The 21,157-nt window shown below is 68.0% G+C and carries 20 protein-coding genes; 18 read left to right on the forward strand and 2 right to left on the reverse strand.

The genetic code is table 11. The features are described from left to right. Window positions 1–45: 45 nt before the first annotated feature. The 13 genes from AC07XP_RS03255 to AC07XP_RS03315 all read left to right on the forward strand — a co-directional run bounded on the left by AC07XP_RS03255 (window position 46) and on the right by AC07XP_RS03315 (window position 15,510). Window positions 46–462 carry a YjfI family protein gene (locus tag AC07XP_RS03255; RefSeq protein ID WP_062476391.1) on the forward strand — a complete coding sequence of 139 codons (417 nt, stop codon included), beginning with the start codon at window positions 46–48 and terminating at the stop codon, window positions 460–462. 12 nt (window positions 463–474) lie between these two features. After that, window positions 475–1,206 (forward strand): PspA/IM30 family protein, encoded by a 732-nt coding sequence (locus AC07XP_RS03260; RefSeq protein WP_495263783.1) that lies wholly within the window; start codon window positions 475–477, stop codon window positions 1,204–1,206. 2 nt (window positions 1,207–1,208) lie between these two features. Continuing rightward, window positions 1,209–1,568 carry a hypothetical protein gene (locus AC07XP_RS03265; RefSeq protein ID WP_062476395.1) on the forward strand — a complete coding sequence of 120 codons (360 nt, stop codon included), beginning with the start codon at window positions 1,209–1,211 and terminating at the stop codon, window positions 1,566–1,568. 42 nt (window positions 1,569–1,610) lie between these two features. Then, window positions 1,611–2,255, forward strand: a complete 645-nt coding sequence (locus AC07XP_RS03270; protein ID WP_070059349.1) for an OB-fold-containig protein — start codon at window positions 1,611–1,613, stop codon at window positions 2,253–2,255. A gap of 121 nt (window positions 2,256–2,376) precedes the next feature. After that, complete coding sequence (locus tag AC07XP_RS03275; protein ID WP_159277371.1) at window positions 2,377–4,545, forward strand: flotillin family protein; 2,169 nt, start codon at window positions 2,377–2,379, stop codon at window positions 4,543–4,545. Window positions 4,546–4,559: 14 nt separating this feature from the next. Beyond that, window positions 4,560–5,105, forward strand: a complete 546-nt coding sequence (locus AC07XP_RS03280; RefSeq protein WP_495263784.1) for a TFIIB-type zinc ribbon-containing protein — start codon at window positions 4,560–4,562, stop codon at window positions 5,103–5,105. Between the two features lie 12 nt (window positions 5,106–5,117). Next, window positions 5,118–10,385 (forward strand): DNA repair ATPase, encoded by a 5,268-nt coding sequence (locus AC07XP_RS03285; protein WP_495263785.1) that lies wholly within the window; start codon window positions 5,118–5,120, stop codon window positions 10,383–10,385. Then, the gene (locus AC07XP_RS03290; RefSeq protein WP_159277368.1) at window positions 10,385–11,083 is read left to right on the forward strand and encodes a phospholipase D-like domain-containing protein; all 699 of its coding nucleotides are present in this window, start codon (window positions 10,385–10,387) and stop codon (window positions 11,081–11,083) included. Before AC07XP_RS03285 ends, AC07XP_RS03290 begins: the two co-directional genes overlap by 1 nt. After that, window positions 11,083–11,856, forward strand: coding sequence for a magnesium transporter CorA family protein (locus AC07XP_RS03295; RefSeq protein WP_062476414.1), 774 nt, complete (start codon window positions 11,083–11,085; stop codon window positions 11,854–11,856). Before AC07XP_RS03290 ends, AC07XP_RS03295 begins: the two co-directional genes overlap by 1 nt. Before the next feature lie 110 nt (window positions 11,857–11,966). Continuing rightward, window positions 11,967–13,139 carry a CaiB/BaiF CoA transferase family protein gene (locus tag AC07XP_RS03300; protein ID WP_495263786.1) on the forward strand — a complete coding sequence of 391 codons (1,173 nt, stop codon included), beginning with the start codon at window positions 11,967–11,969 and terminating at the stop codon, window positions 13,137–13,139. Continuing rightward, window positions 13,136–14,119 (forward strand): hydroxymethylglutaryl-CoA lyase, encoded by a 984-nt coding sequence (locus tag AC07XP_RS03305; RefSeq protein ID WP_495263787.1) that lies wholly within the window; start codon window positions 13,136–13,138, stop codon window positions 14,117–14,119. Before AC07XP_RS03300 ends, AC07XP_RS03305 begins: the two co-directional genes overlap by 4 nt. After that, window positions 14,116–14,496: a VOC family protein gene (locus tag AC07XP_RS03310; RefSeq protein ID WP_495263788.1), complete on the forward strand. Its 381-nt coding sequence runs from the start codon at window positions 14,116–14,118 to the stop codon at window positions 14,494–14,496. The genes AC07XP_RS03305 and AC07XP_RS03310 overlap by 4 nt, the downstream gene beginning before the upstream one ends. Before the next feature lie 48 nt (window positions 14,497–14,544). Then, entirely contained in the window at window positions 14,545–15,510 is a 966-nt protein-coding gene (locus AC07XP_RS03315; protein ID WP_495263789.1) for a Bug family tripartite tricarboxylate transporter substrate binding protein, read from the forward strand. A 16-nt stretch (window positions 15,511–15,526) separates the two neighbouring features. Here AC07XP_RS03315 and AC07XP_RS03320 read toward each other — a convergent pair whose 3' ends face one another. Further along, entirely contained in the window at window positions 15,527–15,673 is a 147-nt protein-coding gene (locus tag AC07XP_RS03320; RefSeq protein ID WP_172438277.1) for a hypothetical protein, read from the reverse strand. A 204-nt stretch (window positions 15,674–15,877) separates the two neighbouring features. Here AC07XP_RS03320 and AC07XP_RS03325 point away from each other — a divergent pair, with 204 nt between their 5' ends. Further along, complete coding sequence (locus AC07XP_RS03325; RefSeq protein ID WP_495263790.1) at window positions 15,878–16,324, forward strand: GNAT family N-acetyltransferase; 447 nt, start codon at window positions 15,878–15,880, stop codon at window positions 16,322–16,324. 138 nt (window positions 16,325–16,462) lie between these two features. On the opposite strand, the gene AC07XP_RS03330 is transcribed toward AC07XP_RS03325, so the two are convergent. Next, entirely contained in the window at window positions 16,463–17,029 is a 567-nt protein-coding gene (locus AC07XP_RS03330; RefSeq protein WP_062476432.1) for a LuxR C-terminal-related transcriptional regulator, read from the reverse strand. Between the two features lie 93 nt (window positions 17,030–17,122). On the opposite strand from AC07XP_RS03330, the gene AC07XP_RS03335 reads away from it, so the two are divergent. The 4 genes from AC07XP_RS03335 (at window position 17,123) to AC07XP_RS03350 (ending at window position 21,148) form a co-directional block, all read left to right on the forward strand. Then, window positions 17,123–17,926 (forward strand): CoA transferase subunit A, encoded by an 804-nt coding sequence (locus AC07XP_RS03335; RefSeq protein WP_062476435.1) that lies wholly within the window; start codon window positions 17,123–17,125, stop codon window positions 17,924–17,926. A 1-nt stretch (window position 17,927) separates the two neighbouring features. Continuing rightward, window positions 17,928–18,566, forward strand: a complete 639-nt coding sequence (locus AC07XP_RS03340; protein ID WP_095744909.1) for a 3-oxoacid CoA-transferase subunit B — start codon at window positions 17,928–17,930, stop codon at window positions 18,564–18,566. 104 nt (window positions 18,567–18,670) lie between these two features. Further along, window positions 18,671–20,068 carry a CoA transferase gene (locus tag AC07XP_RS03345; protein WP_495263791.1) on the forward strand — a complete coding sequence of 466 codons (1,398 nt, stop codon included), beginning with the start codon at window positions 18,671–18,673 and terminating at the stop codon, window positions 20,066–20,068. A gap of 12 nt (window positions 20,069–20,080) precedes the next feature. Continuing rightward, on the forward strand, window positions 20,081–21,148 hold the full coding sequence (locus AC07XP_RS03350; protein WP_495263792.1) for a DUF4241 domain-containing protein: 1,068 nt from the start codon (window positions 20,081–20,083) through the stop codon (window positions 21,146–21,148). Window positions 21,149–21,157: the final 9 nt, after the last annotated feature.

Below are 21,157 nucleotides of genomic sequence, written 5' to 3' on the forward strand. Positions count from 1 at the left end.
CGAAGCATCGCGCGCTTCCCACGGTAGACAACCCAAAGGAGAGGTATGCAATCACTGCTGGATCAACTCGAAGGCCTCGATGTGCTGGCCGGTGCCGCGATGGGCGGGCTGTCTGTTCAGCTGCAGCCGATTCCGGGCAGTACGCCGGTGGTGCAGGTGAGCATCGAAGGGCGTGACGAGCTGCCGATCTTCGTCACCAGCTCCGACATGCAGATCATCTGCATCTGCTACCTCTGGACCGAAGAAGACGTGAAGCCTGCGCGGCGCACCGAGCTGCTCGAATCGCTGCTCGACCTCAATCCGTCGGTGCCGCTGTCGTCCTTCGGGCGCGTCGGCGGGCGCTACGTGCTCACGGGGGCGCTGGGGCGCAACGCGAGCGTGGAAGACATCGCACGCGAAGTGGCCGTGCTCAGCGACAACGCGCTCGATGCACTCGACGCCTTGTCCGAATTCCTGAATTAAGCGGAGATCATCATGACAGTCATCAAGAAGCTGGTCACCTTGCTGCGCGGCAGCGCCCGCGAAATCGGCGAGAGCGTGATCGACAGCAACGCCACGCGCATCTACGAGCAGGAAATCATCGACGCCAAGCACAGCATCGAGAAGGCCAAGGGCGACCTCACGGGCGTCATGGCCAAGGAGATGCAGTCGGCCCGCGAAATCGAACGCCTGAAGGGCGAGGTCGCGCGTTACGAAGGCCTGGCGCTCGAAGCCCTCAACAAGACCCAGGAAGGCCTGGCGCTCGACGTGGCGTCCAAGGTCGGCACGCTCGAACAGGAACTCGAGGAGCAGGCCAAGGCCCACGCCTCGTATGCGCTGCAGGTGTCGCGGCTCAAGGACCTGATCAAGTCGGCCGAGGCGCGCATCCGCGAGCACGAGCGCGAGATCGGCATCGCCAAGACCACCGAGAGCGTCTACCGCGCCACGCAGTCGATCTCCGAGAACATCGGCAGCGGCGGCTCGCGCCTGGCCAGCGCACGCGAATCGCTGGAGCGCATCCGCTCGCGTCACGAAGACCTGTCCGACCGCATGACGGCGGGCCAGCAGCTCGAAGACGAGTTCGGCCACAGCGCGCTCGAAAAGAAGCTGGCCGCGGCAGGCATCGGCAATGATGCCGACCGCACCGGCAAGGTGATGGAGCGCATCCGCGCCCGGCAGGCCACGCCGGCCGAACCGCCCAAGCCGTCCGAACCGGCGTCGGAGTGACGATGGTGCGGGTCAAGCCGGTACGCTGGCAAGGCTCGGACGAGGCGATCCGCGCGGTCCAGGTGGCCTTCGACGTGGAAGAAGCCGTGCTCGAGGCCGTGCGCACCGCGGCGTTCGAGCAGCATGTGTCCACGCCCGACCAGATCCGGCAGGTGCTGGGGCTGGCGACCACCTCGAAGCCGAAGCGGCCGCGTCTCACGGTGTCGTTGAACACGGCCGACTACGAATTCCTGGCGGCGCGGTATGGTCTGTCACCCGACGACCGCCTGGCCATCAAGGAGAGGGCCACGCGCGAACTGATTGCCTTTGCAGGCAAGGCGAACAAGAAGAACACCGGCACGAAGAAGCCGGGCGGCAGGTAAGAAGAAAAGAGAACAACAACCAACCCGCACGCGGGAGGATCAATGGGCGATTTCATGGGAGCGGTGACGGGGTACCCCACCGCGATCTACACGGTGCTTCTCGGCGTCGTGGTGATCTATTGGGTGCTCGCGGTGGTCGGCATGGTCGACTTCGAGAGCAGCGGGATCGACGTCGACCTGCAGACGCATGCCGATGGCGACACCAGCGACATGGGCCAGATCGCGAGCTACGTGGTCGCCTTCGGCCTGAACGGCGTGCCGTTCTCGGTGGCCGTCAGCCTGCTGGTGCTCGTGGCCTGGACGCTCTCGTGCCTGGGCGGCGAGTGGCTGCTGCCGCTGGTGCCGACGATGGTGCTCAAGCTGGTGGCCGGCACGGTGCTGCTGGTGGTCAGCGCGGCCCTTGCCATCCCGGTGACGGCGGTGGCCATCCGCCCGCTCAAGGGCCTCTTCGTGAGCCACACGGCCGTGAGCAATGCGGCGCTGGTGGGCCAGGTCTGCCGCGTCGTCACCGGCGTGGTGAACGAGAAAGACGGCCGTGCCGAAGTGGCGCGCCGGGGCGCCAGCCTCAACATCCGCGTCTGGGCGCCCACGCCCAACGCCCTCAAGCGCGGCTCGCACGCGCTCATCCTCGAATACGACGAGGTGGCCGCGCGCTACCTCATCGCGGCGCACGAAGACATCGTCTGAGAAGGCGTGAACGAACCCGCCATGTCCGTTCATCGGCCACGCCGGATTCATTCACACCGTCTGACTGCGCGCATTCCTCACCCAAGTTCGTTCGCTCGCTCTTAAAGCATCTGGAGAAAAAATGGAGCCCATCATCTTCGCCGTGGTCATACTGGCCGTCGTCATCCTCGGCCTGTTCGCGATGTTCGCCAAGTTCTATCGCAAGATCGAACAGGGCCACGCGCTCATCGTGAACACGCTGCGCGCCGAGCCCGAGGTGACCTTCACCGGCCGCATGGTCTACCCGATCATCCACAAGGCCGAGCTGATGGACATCTCGGTCAAGACCATCGAGATCGACCGCTCGGGCAACGAAGGCCTCATCTGCCGCGACAACATCCGCGCGGACATCAAGGTGAAGTTCTTCGTGCGCGTGAACAAGACCGCTGACGACGTGCTGAAGGTGGCGCAGGGTATCGGCTGTGCACGGGCATCGAACCACGAGACGCTCGAAGAGCTGTTCTCGGCCAAGTTCTCCGAAGCGCTCAAGACGGTGGGCAAGTCGATGGACTTCGTCGACCTGTACCAGGCGCGCGACGGCTTCCGCGACGAGATCATCAGCCAGATCGGCAACGACCTCTCGGGCTACGTGCTCGAAGACGCCGCCATCGACTACCTCGAGCAGACCCCGCTGTCGGAGCTGGACGCCAACAACATCCTCGATGCGCAGGGCATCAAGAAGATCACCGAGCTGACGGCGGTCGAGCACGTGCGCACCAACGAACTGCGCCGCAACGAGGAAATGCAGATCAAGAAGAAGAACGTCGAGACGCAAGAAGCGTTGCTCGAACTCGAGCGCCAGCAGGCCGATGCCACAGCGCGCCAGCAACGCGAAATTGCCAGCGTGCGCGCCCGCGAAGAAGCCGAGACCTCCAAGATCCAGTCCGAAGAGCGCACCAAGTCCGAAACCGCGCGCCTCATGGCCGAGCAATCCGTCTCGGTGCAGCAGGAGAACGTGCAGCGCGAAAAGGAAGTGGCCGAGAACAACCGCAAGCGCGCGGTGGCCATCGAGGAAGAAAAGGTCACGCGCGCCCGCGACCTCGAGATCGTCGATCGCGAGAAGGAAGTGACCCTGCAGCGCATCGAGAAGGACAAGGCCGTCGAAGTGCAGAAGAAGGCCATTGCCGACGTGATCCGCGAGCGCATCGTGGTCGAGCGCACCGTGGCCGAGCAGGAAGAGGCCATCAAGGAACTGCGCGTGGTGGCCGAGGCCGAGCGCACCAAGAAGTCGGTCGTGATCATGGCCGAAGGCCAGGCCGAAGAGAAGATGGTGCTCGACGTGAAGGCCGCCGAAACGCAAGAGAAGCGCGCCCGCCACAAGGCCGCCGAAGAACTCACGCTGGCCGATGCCAAGCTCAAGGTGGCCGAGCGCGACGCCGAATCGAAGAAGCGCGAAGCCGAGGGCGTGGAAGCCATTTCCGCCGCACCGGGCCTGGCCGCTGCCAAGGTCGAAATCGCCACGGCCCAGGCCAAGCTCGCAAGCTTCGAAGCCGAGGCTTCGGGCAAGGAAAAGCTGGGCCTGGCCGACGTGCATGTGCGCCAGGCCGATGCCGACGCGATCCTCAAGGCCGGCCAGGCCGATGCGCAGGTCATCGAGGCCCGCTCGCAGGCCGAAGCGGCCGGCATGCGTGCCAAGTTCGAAGCCGAAGCCTCGGGCAAGGAAAAGCTCGGCCTCGCCGAAGTCAACGTGCGCACGGCCGACGCCGAGGCCACGCTCAAGTCGGGCCAGGCCGATGCGCAGGTGATCGAAGCCCGCTTCAACGCCGAGGCGAAGGGCCTGCACGAGAAGTTCGAGGCCATGAAGTCCATGAGCCCCGAGACCCGCGACCACGAAGAATTCCGCATGCGCCTGGAAAAGTCGCACATCGAAACCATGAAGGGCATCGACGCGCAGACGTCCATCGCCAAGGAACAGGCCGATGTGCTGGGCACCGCGCTCGCCAACGCCAAGATCGACATCGTGGGCGGCTCGGGCGACTACTTCGACAGCTTCGTGCGCTCGCTCTCCGTGGGCAAGGGCATCGACGGCGTCATCTCCAAGAGCCAGGCGGTGCAGGTCGCCTTCAAGGAACAGCTCTCGGGCGAGCGCGACGTGGTGAAGGACCTGCGCGACATCGTCGGCGCGCTGGGCAATTCGTCGGGCGAAATCCAGAACCTCAGCGTCGCCTCGCTGATGAGCAAGATCGCCAGCGACGGCACCGAGAGCCAGAAGTCGGCGCTGCAGAACCTGATCTCCTCCTTCCGCAACTGAGCCGGGGGCGCGCGATGAACCCGAACCTGAAGTGCAGTTGCGCCGCCCATGCCGTGATGCAGCCCGTCGCACTCGCCGAAGCCTTGCTCGGCGTGCAGTGCGGCGACTGCCACGGCATGGTGATGGACATGGACGACTGGCGCAGCTGGAAGGCCGCCGACCCGAAGCGCGTGCCGCATGAGGTCGACGACGAGGTGATCGAGGTGTTCGACATCGCTGCCGTGCGCCACTGCCCGGAATGCGAGCGCCTGATGCAGCGGCTGCGCGTGAGCGCCGGGCCTGACTTCCGCATCGACCGCTGCGTGGCCTGCCAGAACCTCTGGTTCGACCAGGGCGAATGGCGCGCCCTCGTGAGCCGTGGCCTGGCCGGCCGGCTCGACGAGCTGTTGTCCGACGGCTGGCAGCGCCGGCTGCAGACCGAGGAGGTGCGCGAGGCGCGTCTGGCCGCACTGCGCCGCCGCTACGGCGACGACTGCATCGACGAGCTGGACCGCATCCGCGCCTGGCTCGACACCCAGCCTCACCGCGACGAATTGCTCGCACTGCTGCGCGCGGACTGACCGCGCCGATCCATGCAACCCACCGACGACACCGCAGCGCCGCCCGGCGCCCAGGCCCCCATCGACCCCACCGAAGCGCTGGTCTCCGGCAGCGGCAGCTACGACCTGCTGAAGAAGCGGCTCGAAACCCAGGGCGAGGGCCTGCTGAAGAAGACGCAGGCGCTCAACGAGCAGCGGCTGGCCGAGTTCGGCCGTTCCGACCAAGCGCTGATTCTGCGTACCCGCGCGCGCACCGAGAACAACGCCGTGGCGCGCGACATCGTGCGCATCGGCGACCTGCTGCTGTTCGGCTACAACGTCTTCATCGGCCTGCGCAAGGAAACGGCCGTGGGCGACGTGTTCGGCCTGTACCGGCTCGCATCGCCGGGCGAAGCCGCCACCGAGAACGACGAGCTGCAGCCCGTGCCGCTGGTCGGCACCTTCCTGGAAGACGCGCGTTTCGCCTCCGACTTCCGCGAGCTCTACGCCTACTACAAGCAGGCCACGCTGCTGCAGCTGCGCGTCACGCAGGACAAGCTGCTCGCCTCGTTCCAGATCGGCCAGCAGCTGCACGACGTGCGCGTGTTCCGCTGGGCCATCGAGCGCAACGGCAACATCAACTACATCGACAACCGCGGCGAGCGCGACATCGCCTTGCCCGCGAGCCACGATTTCGAGTGGACCGTGGCCACGCGCGAAGACCACGTGGGCGGCAAGCATCCGCACGTGAACGTGCTCGACACGGTGTTCGTCGAGACGCTGGGCGGCGACCTCACGGTCAAGATCGAGAACAACACCGAGACCGGCCTGGGTATCTACAGCGAGCCGGTGGAGGACAAGAGCCAGTCGCTCACCGACGCCGAGATCGCCTGGGCCAAGCTGGGCATGCTGATCCTGCTGCGCGTGAAGCCCTACCGCGAGCAGGTCACGCGCTACCTGGTGTTCAACATCCGCACGCAGCAGGTCGAGCGCATCGACGCCATCGGCGGCTCCTGCGTGCAGCTGCCCGAAGACCACGGCATCATTTTTCCGGGCGGCTACTACCTGCAGTCGGGCGAGTACAAGCGCTTCGACCTGCCGGCCGAAGTGGTGGAAAACCTGCGCTTCAAGCGCATGCTGCGCTCGCCCAACGGCGAAGACGTGGCCTATGTGTTCTACGACCCGAAGCCGGGGCGCTATGCGCTCTTCAACTACAACCTGATCGACAAGAAGCTCGCCACGCCGATCATCGCCAACGGCTACGCTCGCTTTGCCGACGGCCGCATGCTGGTGTTCAACGGCGACGACGTCGAGCCCACGCGCGTGCACCCGATGCAGCTGTGGCAGACGCCTTTCGCCAGCGAAGAGCACGTGAGCGCGCAGCCGCCCGCCACCGGCTTCTTCGGCAAGATCGGCAACGCCGAGCTGGTGCGCGGCGTGAGCGACCTCATGGGCATCGCCCGCGCGGTGCGCGAGCAGGCGCCCACGCGCGCCGCCTACGAAGACCTGATCCGCCAGTGCACCCGCGTGAGCGACGCCTACTTCTGGCTCGACGCGCCCGAGGCCACCGGCCTCATGGCCGAGCTGCGCAGCATCGCCGAGGTGGCGCGCAGCACGCTGGCCGAGTTCGAAAAGGTTGACACCATCCGCCGCGAAACCGCGCGTGCGCTGGCCCGCGCGGAAGACGAGCAGCACGCGCTGCTGGTCGACATTGCCAGCACCCTCTGGCGCGCCCCCGACGATTTCGTGAAGGCGCTGGGCCGGCTGCGCGAACGGCGCGGCGCGCTGCAGATGCTCAAGGAGCTGCGCTACGCCGACCTGCCGCGCATCGCCGCGATGGACGCCGCGCTCGAGGTCGAGCAGCAACGCATCGGCGAGCGCGCGATGCAGTTCCTGGCGGCCGATACGGCCTTCCACGGCCAGCGCCAGGCGCTGGACAAGCTTGCGCTCGAACTGCCGAACCTGGCCACCTCGCCCGCGCTCGGCCAGATGCTGGCCACGCTCGACGAGCAGGCCGCCGGCCTCGACCTGCTGACCGAGCAGCTGGGCAGCCTGCCGGGCGGCGACGCGGTGATCCGCACGTCGATCCTCGACCGCATCTCGCTGATTTACGCCGACATCAACCGCATGCGTGCCGATGCACGCGCGCGGCGCAAGTCGCTGGGCGCGACCGAGGCGCGCGCGGAGTTCGGCGCGCAGTTCAAGCTCTTCAGCCAGGCGGTCGAGAACGCGCTGGAGTTCGCCGACACGCCCGAGAAGTGCGACGACGCGCTCACGCGCCTGCTGGCGCAGCTGGAGGAAATCGAAGGCCGCTTCGCCGAGCAGGAAGACTTCCTGGCCGACATCGCCGAGAAGCGCGAGACCGTGTACGAGGCGCTGTCCGCGCGCCGCCAGAGCCTGGTCGACGCCCGCCAGCGCCGCGCGCAGGGCGTGGTCGACGCGGCAGGGCGCATCCTCGACGGCATCCCGCGGCGCATCGCGCAGTTCGGAGACCTGACGCAGGTGCACAGCTACTTCGCGGCCGACCCGATGATCGGCAAGCTGCACACGCTGATCGCCGACCTGCGCACGCTGGGCGCCGCGGTGCCGGCCGACGAACTCGACACGCGCCTGAAGACCGCGCGCGACCAGGCGCTGCGCTCCATCCGCGACAAGCGCGAGCTGGTGAGCGAGGGCGGCGACACGCTGCGGCTCGGTCGCCACGCCTTCACCGTGCACCGCCAGCCGGTCGACCTGACGCTCGTGGCCCGCGACGAGGGCATGGCCTACCAGGTGACGGGCACCGACTACCAGAGCCCGGTCGATGAACCCCGGCTGCTGCCGCTGCAGCGCTACTGGAGCCAGTCGCTGGTGTCCGAGACGCCCGAGCTGTCGCGTGCCGAGTACCTCGCCGGCCGCCTGCTGGAGGCGCTGCTCGACGGCAAGGCCGAGCGCACCTGGGCCGAGGTGCTCACGCTGCTGGCCGAAGACCCGCTGCATCCGCAGCTGCTCGACATGGTTCGCCGCTTCGCTGCGGCGCGCTACCAGGAGGGCTACCAGAAGGGCATCCACGACGACGACGCGATGCGCCTGCTGGGCGCGCTCGTCGGCATGCAGGACCAGGCGGGCCTGCTCGCCTGGGGCCCGACCGAACGCGCGCTGGCCTTGCTCTACTGGCAGCACGGCCACCTGATCGCGCACCGCGAATCGATGCTGCGCCGCGCGCGTGCCGCGATGCAGATGCTGGCGCTGTTCGGCCGGCGAGATGCGCTGGAGCAGCTCGAAGCCGACATCGCGCGCGCACTGAACCACTTCGCCCGCGACGTGGTGCCCGACCTGCTGCCTGTGGCCGACACCGCGAACGACGAAACACGCGACGCGCACGACGGCCGCGTGACCACCTTGTGCGACCAGGCCGCCGCATACCTCGTGCGCGAACTCGCCGGCCCGCATGGGGGCGAGGCCTGGGCCGTGTCGGGTGCAGGCGAGGACCTCGCGGCGGCCTTGCTGCGCGAACTGGAGCGCGGCGGCCGGCGCGATGCGTGGCAGCACGACCTCGATGCCGCACCGCCGGCCGAGCGCTGGCGCCTGGCGCGCGACTGGGTGCGCGCCTACGCGACGCACCAGGCGCCGCAATCGGTCGACTGGACCGACGACGCGGCCAGCGTGCTGGCCATGCCATTGCAGCGCACCCGCGTCAACGCGGCGCTCGACCGCACCGTCGAGGGTCTGCGTGGCGAGCACCCGCGCGTCGCCGAAGGGCGCCTCACGCTGAACCTCAACGACTTCTGGCGCCGCTTCCTGTTCCACACGATGCACGCGGTGCCGGGCTACGAGGCGCTGCACAGCCTGCGCCACGAGCTGCTCGAGCGCGAGAAGGCGCGGCTCAAGCTGAGCCAGTTCCAGGCCAAGCCGCTGTCGACTTTCGTTCGCAACCAGCTGATCGACGAGCTGTACCTGCCGATCATTGGCGACAACCTCGCCAAGCAGATCGGCTCGGCGGGCGAGGGCAGCCGAACCGACCGCATGGGCCTGCTGCTGCTGATCTCGCCGCCCGGCTACGGCAAGACCACGCTCATGGAGTACGTGGCCGATCGGCTCGGGCTGATCTTCGTGCGCATCAACTGCCCGGCGCTGGGCCATGGCGTCACGGCCATCGACCCGGTGAACGCGCCCAACAGCGCCGCGCGGCAGGAGCTGGAAAAGCTCAACCTGGGCCTGGCGATGGGCAGCAACGTGATGCTGTACCTGGACGACATCCAGCACACCAGCCCCGAGTTCCTGCAGAAGTTCATCGCGCTGGCCGACGGCACGCGCCGCATCGAGGGTGTGTGGAACGGCGAGCCGCGCAGCTACGACATGCGTGGCAAGCGCTTCGCGATCGTGATGGCGGGCAACCCGTACACCGAGTCGGGCGACGTGTTCAAGATCCCCGACATGCTGGCCAACCGCGCCGACATCTACAACCTGGGTGACGTGCTCTCGGGCCGCGAGGCGGCGTTCGCGCTCTCGTACATCGAGAACAGCCTGACCTCCAACCCCACGCTGATGCCGCTGGCCTCGCGCGATCCGAAGGACGTGCAGCTGCTGGTGAAGATGGCGCAGGGTCACGACGTGCCGAGCAGCGCGCTCTCGCACGCCTACAGTTCGGTCGAGCTGGAAGAGATCAAGGCGCTGCTGCAGCGCCTGTTCCGGGCGCGCGACCTGCTGCTGAAGGTGAACCTCGCGTACATCGAATCGGCCGCGCAGCAGGAGGCCTACCGTGTCGCGCCGCCGTTCAAGCTGCAGGGCAGCTACCGCAACATGACCAAGCTGGCCGGCAAGATCACGCCGCTGATGCGCGACGACGAGCTCGATGCGCTGTTGCGCGACCACTACCGCGGCGAAGCGCAGACGCTGACCACCGGCGCGGAAGAAAACCTGCTGCGCCTCGCGCAACTGCTGGGCAGCCCGACGCCGGAGGAAAGCGCGCGCTGGACCGCCATCTGCGACGAGTTCGTGCGCCAGCGCAAGCTCGGTGGCGCCGACGTGGACGGCAGCCAGCGCATCGCGAGCAGCATGCTCGATGTGGCGCGTGCGGTCGATGCACTCAAGCCCGAGCCCAAGCCTGCTGCCGAGGGACCGAACGAGAGCCAGCGCCTGGCTGACGCCATGCTGCAGATCGCCGTGACCTACCGCGAGCTGATCCTGCCGCTGGTGACCGCCACCGAACGCCGGCTCGAACTCGACCGCTCGATCAAGCAGGACATGGAGCGCCTCGCGGCCGAGGTGCAGGCCACGCGGGCCGCGCCCAAGCGCGTGCCACCGCCACCATCTCCGCCCAAAGCCGACAAGGATCACTGATGTCCGCATTGCCCGAACTGCTGGCCCAACTCGACGCCACCCTGGCCGACGCGCGCCTGAGCGACGACGAGCGCCGCGTGCTGGTCCACACCCTGCGCGAAGCCTCGCCGCCCGAAGACGGCCTGCGCCAGCTGCGCAACCGCGCCTTCGACCTCGTGCGCTCGCGCACCGCCGACCCCGAGCAGCTGTCGCTGCTCAAGTGGCTCGAAGGCGTGGTGCGTGCGATCGACACCGGCCGCTCGCCCGACAGCGTCACGGTGCGCTCGCAGGCCTATTTCAGCCCGGGCACGGCCTGCCTGCAGGCGATCAACCAGCAACTGCGAACGGCGAAGCGCGCGGTCGACCTGTGCGTGTTCACGCTCTCGGACGACCGCATCACCGCCGAGGTGCTGGCGGCGCACCGGCGTGGCGTGACGGTGCGCTTCATCACCGACAACGACAAGGAATACGACCGCGGCAGCGACGTCGGCCAGCTGCGCGCGGCGGGCATTCCGGTGGCGGTGGACCGTACGGAGGCCCACATGCACCACAAGTTCGCGATCTTCGACGGCGCGCGGCTGCTCAACGGCAGCTACAACTGGACCCGCAGCGCCTGCGAGTACAACGAGGAGAACCTGGTGCTGAGCAACGACCCGCCGCTGGTGCGCCGCTTCGCGGACGAATTCGACACCTTGTGGAAAGAACTGCAGGCCCCCTGATGCCAAGACGAATCGACTACGACTGGGAGCTGCCCGCCGCCATGCAGCAGCGGCTGGGCGGAAGCACCTACGGCGCGCAGCGCATCATCCACGAGCAGGAGCACCTGATGGTGATCCTGCACGAGCCGCCCTCGGGCACCGGCGCCGAGCGCAAGCCCATCGTGTTCCTGCGCAAGCCCGACGGCGCATGGCTGCACAAGGGCAACAACCCCGGCGAGCGCGCGCTCGCCAAGCTGCTCGAAAGCTACCGCGCGGCGTTCAGCACCTTCGAGATCCGCCACCAGGCCGCCGAGACCTCGGAAGACCTGTTCCAGATCCTCGGCCCGCTGATCCCGCTCACCCGCGCCGCGCGGAACATGCAGGACACCCTGCAGGCCGCGCGCGATGCGGTGAAGGGCGACCTGATGCTCATCGACCAGCGCGACCTCGCGGTGGAGATCGCACGCGGCTTCGAGCTGCTGCTGGCCGACACGCGCATGTCGCTCGACTACCGGCTCGCACGCGCCGCCGAGGCGCAGGCGCACTCGGCCCTCGAGATGAGCCGTGCGCAGCACAAGCTCAACACCATCGCCGCACTGACCTTTCCGCTCATGGCCATCGGCGCGGCCTTCGGCATGAACCTGCACAGCGGGGTGGAGAACCTGCCGTCGTGGGTGTACTGGCTGATCTTCGCGGCCGGCATCTGCCTGGGCGTGATGCTGCGCGGCTGGGTGAAGACGCCGGCCGAGCCACCGGTGGTTGCCAGGCCTGCGTCCACGCTGAAGAAAAAGTAGGGCGCACCGCAGGGTCTTCGCGTTTCGCGAAGGCCTGCTGCCATCCGAGCAATTCCGTTCATCGCCATCTGTTCCTAGAGTCGGGGCAACCCACCTGGAGACAGACAAAGATGAACGCACTCGAAGGCCTGAAGGTGCTGGAGCTCGGCCAGCTCATCGCCGGCCCCTTCGCCGGCAAGACGCTCGCCGAGTTCGGCGCCGACGTGATCAAGGTCGAGCCCACCGGCGTCGGCGATCCGCTGCGCAGGTGGCGGCTGCTGCGCGATGGCACCTCGGTGTGGTGGGAGGTGCAGTCGCGCAACAAGCGCTCCGTGTGCCTCGATCTGCGCAGCGCCGAAGGGCAGGAGGCCGTGCGCGCCCTGGCGCTCGAGGCCGACGTGCTCATTGAGAATTTCAAGCCCGGCACGCTCGAAGGCTGGGGCCTGGGCTGGGAGCAGCTGCATGCGCTGAACCCGCGGCTCATCATGCTGCGCATCTCGGGCTACGGGCAGACCGGCCCCTACCGCGACAAGCCGGGCTTCGGCGTGCTCGGCGAATCGATGGGCGGGCTGCGCTACCTCAGCGGCGAGCCCGGCCGGGTGCCGGTGCGCGTGGGCGTCTCGCTCGGCGACACGCTGGCCGCGCTGCATGGCGTGATCGGCGTGCTCACGGCGCTGCACCACCGCACGGCTCACGGCGGCGAGGGGCAGTTCATCGACGTGGCGCTGTACGAGTCGGTCTTCAACGTGATGGAAAGCCTGCTGCCCGAGTACGACGCCTTCGGTGCCGTGCGCGAGCGGGCCGGCAGCGCCTTGCCGGGCATCGCGCCGACCAACGCCTACCGCTGCAGCGACGGCCACTACGTGCTGGTGGCAGGCAACGGCGACAGCATCTTCCGCCGGCTGATGCGCGCCATCGACCGCGCGGACCTGGAGAATGACGCAGGGCTCGTGCACAACGACGGCCGCGTGCTGCGCGTGGAAGAGATCGACGCCGCCATCGAAGCGTGGACCCTGCAGCGCAGCCGCGACGAGGTGCTGGCCGTGCTCGACGTGGCGGGCGTGCCGGTCGGGCGCATCTACACGGTGGCCGACATCGCGACCGATCCGCAGTACCTGGCGCGCGAGATGATCGTGCAAGCGCGCGGCTCCGACGGCGCGCTGCTCAAGGTGCCGGGCGTGGTGCCCAAGCTCAGCGCCACGCCGGGGCGCATCGCGCATGCGGCGCCGCGTCTGGGCGAACACACGGCGGACCTGCAGGGCGCGGGCTGGCCGGTGCGTGGCGTGGAAAGCGAGGCCGTATGAAAACCGGCAACGGCACGCGGCTGTTCATCAACGAGGTCGCCACGCGCGACGGCTTCCAGATGGAAAGCCGCTTCATCCCCACCGACGACAAGGTCGCGCTGATCGACCGGCTCGGCACGCTCGGCTACGCCAAGATCGAGGTCACCTCGTTCACTTCGGCCCAGGCCATTCCCGCGCTGCGCGACGGCGAAGAAGTGATGCAGCGCATCGCGCGCTGGCCTAGCGTGGTCTACACAGCGCTGGTGCCGAACGTGCGGGGGGCGGAGCGCGCACTGGAAAGCCGCATCGACGAGTTCAACATCGTCATGTCGGTCAGCGAGACGCACAACCTCAGCAACCTGCGGATGACGCGCGAGCAGTCGTTCGCGCAACTGGCCGAGGTGATCGCGCTGGCGAAGCAGGCGAAGGTGCCGGTGAACGTGTCGCTCTCCTGCGTGTTCGGCTGCCCGATGGAAGGCGAGGTGCCGCTGGCAACGGTGCTCGGCTGGTCCGACCGCTTCGCGGCGCTGGGCGTGCAAGGCCTCACGCTGTGCGACACCACCGGCATGGCCTATCCCACGCAGGTGCAGGCGGTGTGCGAGGCCGTGCGCGCGCGGCATCCGGCATTGGAATGGACGGCGCATTTCCACAACACGCGCGGCATGGGCCTGGCGAACACCATCGCCGCGGTCGAGGTGGGCATCCGCCGGCTCGACATGTCGCTCGGCGGCATCGGCGGCTGCCCCTATGCACCGGGCGCGACCGGCAATGTCGCGACCGAGGACGTGGTCCACATGCTGCAGTGCATGGGCTACGACACCGGCATGGACCTCGAAGGCCTGATCGGCGCTGCGGCTGAACTCGAATCGCTCGTGCAGCACGAATTGTCGAGTCAGGTCTCGCGCGCCGGCCACCGGCTGACGCGGCACGCGCCGCCGGCCGATTTCAACGCCATCGTCGAGCGCGCGAAGGCGCGCCCCATCAAGAAGGAGAACGCATGATCGACCACCTGGATCACCTGGTGCTCACGACCGCGAACGAAGAAGCCTGTGTGCGCTTCTACGTCGAGGTGCTGGGCATGACGCTGGAAACCTTCGGCGCCGGCCGCAAGGCCTTTCGCTTCGGCCACCAGAAGATCAACCTGCACGTGAAGGGCCACGAGTTCGAGCCCAAGGCGGAGCTCCCCACGCCCGGTTCGCTCGACCTGTGCTTCATCGCCAGCGTGCCGCTCGAAGAAGTCATCGTGCGGTTGCAAGCGCAGGGCGTGCCGATCCTCGAGGGCCCCGTGATGCGCACGGGCGCCACGTCGCGCATCCGCTCGGTCTACGTGCGCGACCCCGACCTGAACCTCATCGAGATTTCGGAGCTGGTGCACTGACGCCTACAGCCCGAAGACAGCCCACAAAAAACCACCGGAGACAAACCCATGAAACCCGTTCACCGCCTGCTCGCGGTCGGCCTCGCGCTGGCCGCCGTCGCCTCGCAGGCCGACACCTGGCCTTCCAAACCCCTGACCTTCGTGGTGCCGACGGCACCCGCGGGCTCCACCGACATCATGGCGCGGCTGGTCGCCGACCCGCTGCAGCGCGCGCTGGGCCAGCCGGTCGTGGTCGACAACAAGCCCGGCGCCAGCGGCAACATCGGCACCGAGTTCGTGGCTCGCGCCGCGCCCGACGGCTACACGCTGCTGCTGCAGTACTCGGGCTACCACGTCGGCAACCCGTCGCTGTACCCGAACCTGCGCTGGAGCCCGACCAAGGACTTCGTGCCGGTGGCGATGGTGATGCGCGCGCCGCACGTGGTCGCGGTGAGCGGCAAGCTGCCGGTGACTTCGATGAAGGAGCTCATCGAGTACGGCAGGAAGAAGGAGGGCGGTCTGTTCTATGCCTCGTCGGGCAACGGCTCGATCCAGCACATCGCCGGCGAGCTGCTGTCGCGCCAGACCAAGCAACCGGCCACGCACGTGCCCTACAAGGGCTCGGGGCCGGCCATCAACGACCTGGTGGCGGGCAATGTCGACATCTTCATCACCACGCCGCCCTCGGTCATCGGCCACTTCGCGGGCGGGCGCATCAAGGCGCTGGCGTACACCGGCAGCAAGCGGCACGCGTCGATGCCGAACGTGCCGACTTCGGCCGAGGCCGGGTTGCCGGGCTACGAGGTCGAGTCGTGGTTCGCGGTGTTCGCCCCGGCGAAGACGCCACCCGAAGTGGTGAACAAGCTCAGCGCCGAGATCAGGAAGATCGTCGAGAGCGAGGCCTTCCGCAAGAAGGTGGACGAGCAGGGCGCCTTCGCGACCTACATGGACCCCGCAACGCTGGGCCGGTTCGTCGACCAGGAACTCGCGGCCTGGTCGAAGGTGATCAAGGGCGCCGACATCAAGCCGGAGTGAACGCCCCCGGCCAGGTTCAGGGCTTGACGCCCAGCACCGACAGGATCACCGCCGCGAGGCCGAGCGCCACGGGCACCTGGTGCCCGGCCAGCGCGCGGGCCTGGGCCACGGACAGCTTCGTCTGCTGAAGGAGGTTCTTTTCCGAATGAAGGGGTGTGGACATGGTGTCTGCTCCTGTGTGGGGCGAACGATGTGTTCGCGTGGGTTCCACGATAGGCCTCCCAACGTGCGATGGCGCACGGGTTTTGTCGACACGGCGTTTCCGTTTTCGCAACGATCCGGGGCCTCTGGCAGGGAACTTCTGCCCAGAACTCAGAATGAGGTCATGCAACGGAAAGAACGAAACACTCGCATGAAGGGTTTGACGATGCGCAGGGCCGCCCCGGCGGATGCCGTGCCCTGGCCGCTCCTGTTCGACGCGGACGGCCCGCGCCCCGAGATCGAAAAGTACCTGCTGCGCGGCGAGCAATGGCTGGCCGAACAGGCCGGCGAGGTCGTCGGCCAGATGGTGCTCATGGCCACGCGCGTCGACACCTGGGAAATCATGAACATCGCCGTGGCTGAAGCCCACAAGGGCCAGGGCATCGGCACCGCGATGCTGAAGAAGGCGAAAGCGCTTGCCAGGCAGCGCGGTGCGCACCGGCTCGAAGTCGGCACAGGCAACAGCAGCCTGCGCGAGCTGGCCTTCTACCAGCGCTTCGGCTTTCGCATCGTCGGGGTCGACGTCGACTACTTCGTGCGCCGCTGGGGCAAGGCGACGAAGCAGAACGGCATCCCGCTGCGAGACCTGGTGCGCATGGAGATGGTGCTCTAGCGCGCCCCGCACCACGACCGCGCTCAGTGTGCGCAGGACACTGGGTACTTCCCGCAGCGAAATCAAGGAGGAGGGCGAAGCCCGGGGGACATTCGCGGAGGGAAGTACCCGGTGGCCTGTGCACGCGCCCTGAAGGAATCACCCCGCGATCAACTTCTGCACCAGCTCCGCAGTCGTCGCCGCCGCGTACTTGCGCATCAACCGCGCCCGATGCAATTCAACGGTGCGATGGCTGATGCCCAGCGCCTTCCCGATCTCCTTCGACGTCAGCCCGCGCATCACCTGCGCCGCCACCTCCCGCTCGCGCGGCGTGAGCTCGGCCTTCACCGCGCGGCGCGAGCCCAGGTCCTCGAAGGTCCAGATGCCGGCCTCGTGCGGCGCCGCGCGGTTCATCGCGTGGCCGGTGACGTGGCACCAGAAGGTCTCGCCGGCCAGCGCGCCGTGCAGCCCGCCCAGTCGCTTCATCATGCGGTTGTCGGCATAGTGGCCGCTGGCGTTCAAAAAGGGCTCCATGCGCTTGCCGATGCGCTCGAACTCCGCCACGCTGGGGTACAGGATGCTGAACGAATGTCCTACCAAGGCAGAGGGCTCCGCGCCGAAAATTTCGCACACACGCTGGTTGCAGGCGACGATGGTGCGGTTGCTCGAGACCACCATGCCGACGGGTGCATGTTCAAAAGCCAGCCGGTAATCGATCTCGGGCATCGGGTGTCACCATTACGAAATACTACGTATACGAGTAGGTAGTATCGTTGAAGCCTTTCCCACCCACTCTCCACCACCCATCAAGGAGCCCGAGTGAACAAGATTTATCCCTCCGCAGACGCGGCACTCAAGGGGGTCGTGGCCGACGGGCAGACGCTCGCGGTCGGCGGCTTCGGCCTGTGCGGCATTCCCGAAGCGCTGATCGACGCGCTGAAGGATTCCGGCGTGCAGAACCTCACCGTCATCTCGAACAACGCGGGCGTCGACGGTTTCGGCCTCGGCAAGCTGCTCGAGACGCGCCAGATCAAGAAGATGATCGCGTCGTACGTGGGCGAGAACAAGGAGTTCGAGCGCCAGTACCTGGCCGGTGAACTCGCCCTCGAATTCACGCCCCAGGGCACGCTGGCCGAGAAGCTGCGCGCCGGCGGCGCGGGCATTCCGGCCTTCTTCACGAAGACCGGCGTGGGCACGCAAGTGGCCGAAGGCAAGGAACTGCGCGAGTTCGGCGGCGAGACCTACGTCATGGAGCACTCGCTGGTGCCCGACGTGGCGCTGGTCAAGGCCGACGTGGCCGACAAGGCCGGCAACCTGCGCTTCCGTCTCACGGCACGCAACTTCAACCCCGCCGCCGCCATGGCCGGCAAGGTCTGCATCGTCGAGGTCGAGAAGATCGTCGAAGTGGGCGAGCTGGCCCCCGACGACATCCACCTGCCGGGCATCTACGTGCACCGCCTGGTGCTCAACGCCACGCCCGAAAAGCGCATCGAGAAGCGCACCGTGAGCGCCTCGGTCGATGCCGCCGCCGCCAAGGTCGAGGCCCAGACCGCCATCGCCCAGGCCGCCGCCGCCGGCAGCGAATCGGCCGTGAAGGCCGTCAACAAGAAAGAAGGAGCCTGAGATGCCCTGGACCCAAGACCAGATGGCGGCCCGCGCCGCGCAAGAACTCGAAGACGGCTTCTACGTCAACCTCGGCATCGGCATCCCGACCCTGGTGGCCAACCACACCGGCACCAAGGAAGTCTGGCTGCAGAGCGAAAACGGCATGCTCGGCATCGGCCCGTTCCCGACCGAAGACAACGTCGACGCCGACCTCATCAACGCCGGCAAGCAGACCGTCACCACGCTGCCCGGCTCGGCCATCTTCGGCAGCCATGACAGCTTCGCGATGATCCGCGGCGGCAAGATCAACCTGTCGATCCTCGGTGCGATGCAGGTCAGCGCCAAGGGCGACCTCGCCAACTGGATGATCCCCGGCAAGATGGTCAAGGGCATGGGCGGCGCCATGGACCTCGTGGCCGGCGTGAAGCGCGTGATCGTGCTGATGGAACACGTGGCCAAGAAGAAGGACGGCACCGAAGACCTGAAGATCCTCGAGCAATGCTCGCTGCCGCTGACTGGCGTGGGCGTGGTCGACCGCATCATCACCGACCTGGCCGTGATGGACGTCGTGCCCGAAGGCCTCAAGGTGGTCGAGCTGGCGCCGGGCGTGAGCTTCGACGCGCTGCAGGCCAAGACCGGTGCGAAGCTGATCCAGTAAGCAACTCGCACAAGGTCGCGAACGCAACGACAGCAACAAGGGCAGGGCCGCGCAAGCGGACCCTGCCTTTTTCATTTCTTTTTCCTTCCCTGAAGGGGCGACGCATGGCAACGAGTGAAGAAGTCCTGGCCGGTCTCTGGCAACTGGCGGGGCTGCCCGCCGAGGCGCTGGCCTTCGCGCGGCTCACGGGCGCCGACCCGGTGCTGCCGTCGTCCTTCGCGGTCGGCCTCGCGGCGCAGGCCAGCATCGCGGCCGCCGCGCTCGCGGCCTGCGAACTGGGACACCGGCGCGGCGTGGCGCGGCAAGAGGTCGCGGTCGACATGCTGCACGCCGCGCTCGACTGCACGGGCTGGTTCAGCCTCGACGGCCGCGTGCCCGATCTGTGGGACACCTTCTCCGGCATGTACCGCTGCGCCGACGGCTGGGTGCGCATCCACGCCAACTTCAAGCACCACCGCGAAGGCGCGCTGCGCCTCATGAAGCTGGACCCGGCCAACGCCACGCGCGCCGACGCCGAGGCCGCGATGGCCGGCTGGCGCGCGGTCGATTTCGAATCGGCCGCCGCCGCGCAAGGCCTGGTGGCGACCGCACTGCGCCGCTTCGACGAATGGGACGCCTCGCCCCACGGGCAGGCGGTGGCGGCGCAGCCGCTCTTCACCATCGAGCGCATCGGCGATGCACCGCCGCGCACGCTGCCGCCCTTGCGCGACGACCAGCGCCCGCTCGAAGGCCTGCGCGTGCTCGACCTCACACGCATCCTCGCGGGGCCGGTCGGCGGCCGGGCGCTGGCGGCCTATGGCGCCGACGTGATGCTGGTCAATTCGCCGAACCTGCCGAACATCGAATCCATCGCCGACACCAGCCGCGGCAAGCTCTCGACGCACGTGGACCTGTGCACGGATGAAGGTCGCGCCGTGCTGCACGGCCTCGTCGCCGATGCGCATGTCTTCGTGCAGGGCTACCGCCCCGGCGGCATCGCGGCGCTGGGCTTCGGTCCCGAGGCGCTGGCGCGCGAGCGGCCGGGCATCGTCTGCGTGTCGCTCACGGCCTATGGCACGCAGGGGCCGTGGGCCGATCGGCGCGGCTTCGATTCGCTGGTGCAGACCGCCATGGGCTTCAACCATGCGGAGGGCGAGGCCGCGGGCGACGGCAAGCCGCGCCCGATGCCGATGCAGATCCTCGACGAAGCCAGCGGCTACCTGATCGCCCTGGGCGCCGCCGCGGCGCTGTGGCGCCAGCTGCAGGAGGGCGGCAGCTGGCATGTGCAGGTGTCGCTGGCGCAGACGGGGCAGTGGCTGCGCGGGCTGGGGCGCGTGGACGGCGGGCTGTCGATCGCGCGGGCCGATGTCGCGCCGTACGTCGAGACCTCCGCCTCGGGCTTCGGCGAACTGGCTGCGGTGCGCCACAGCGCGCAGCTGTCACATACACCGGCCGCCTGGCCGCGGCCGTCGATGCCGCCGGGCAGCCATCCGCCCGTGTGGCCCGCCACTGCCGGGGGATGAGAAACTGGGCGCATGGCTTACCTAGACATCGACAACCTCCAGAGCATTTTTCTTGACGACGAGGCGCTGCGCGCACGGCATCTGCAGCGCCAGCCTTGCGGGGCCCTGAACATCACGAGCGGCCGCATCGTGGCCTGCGATCCACTGGTGCAGCCCGAGCGCGAGCCTTTCGTTCGCAGCGTGAGCGGGCGGGGCGCATTCCCCGTCGAGGTGCTGCAAGGCGGAGGCCGCCATGCGCTGGCCGTGCTGTGGCTGCGTGAGCGCGCCGGCCTGCAGACGGGCGAGCTGCGCTGGGAGGCGGCGCTGCTCGAAGGGCAGTCGCAGGACGAGCTCGGCAGCGACGAGTTCTATGGCTACCCGGTCGATGCCGGCGTCGGCTGCTTCATGGACGCCGACGGCGCCAAGGCCATGGCCGAGCGCGAGGCGCGCGAGTCCGCCACCAACCCCGAGTACGTCAGCTACTACGACGACGTGCTCGGCGCGGACCTCGCTTCGTCCGACATCGCCGACCACTACCCGCTGGGCGCGGGCAGCGCGAACAACGTGCTGATCTTCAGCGCCGGCTGGGGCGACGGCAGCTACCCGAGCTTCTGGGCGCTCGACGCCGCGGGCGAGCCCGTGGCGCTCGTGACCGACTTCATGGTCATGCAGGGCGGTGATGCGCGCGACGAGGACGACAAGCGCAGCGACGCCTATGTGGCCAGCCTTTCGCCCGAGAAGCTGGCGGCGCTCGAGGCGTTGGGCGCGGCGGCGGTCGCAGGCGATGCGACGGCGATCCAGCCCCTGCTCGACGGCGGGCTCGCGCAGCCCAACGAGATCGTCCCTTCGCTCGGCGAGACCGCGATCATGAGCGCCATCCGCATGAACCAGCTGGACGCGCTGCGCGTGCTGCTGGCGGCGCTGCCAGGCCAACTGCCGATGCCGCCGCAGTTCTACCGGATGGACGAGGAAGAGAGCTACATCGACTACGCGCGCCGGCTCAAGAAGCCGCGCGTGGACGGGCTGATCGAGCTGCTCGAAAAGGTGGCAGCGCCGGCACCGGCGGCCAAGCCTGGGTTCCTGAAGCGCCTGTTTTCCTGAGCGCGCGAG

The organism is Variovorax sp. GW531-E2 (assembly GCF_059423125.1).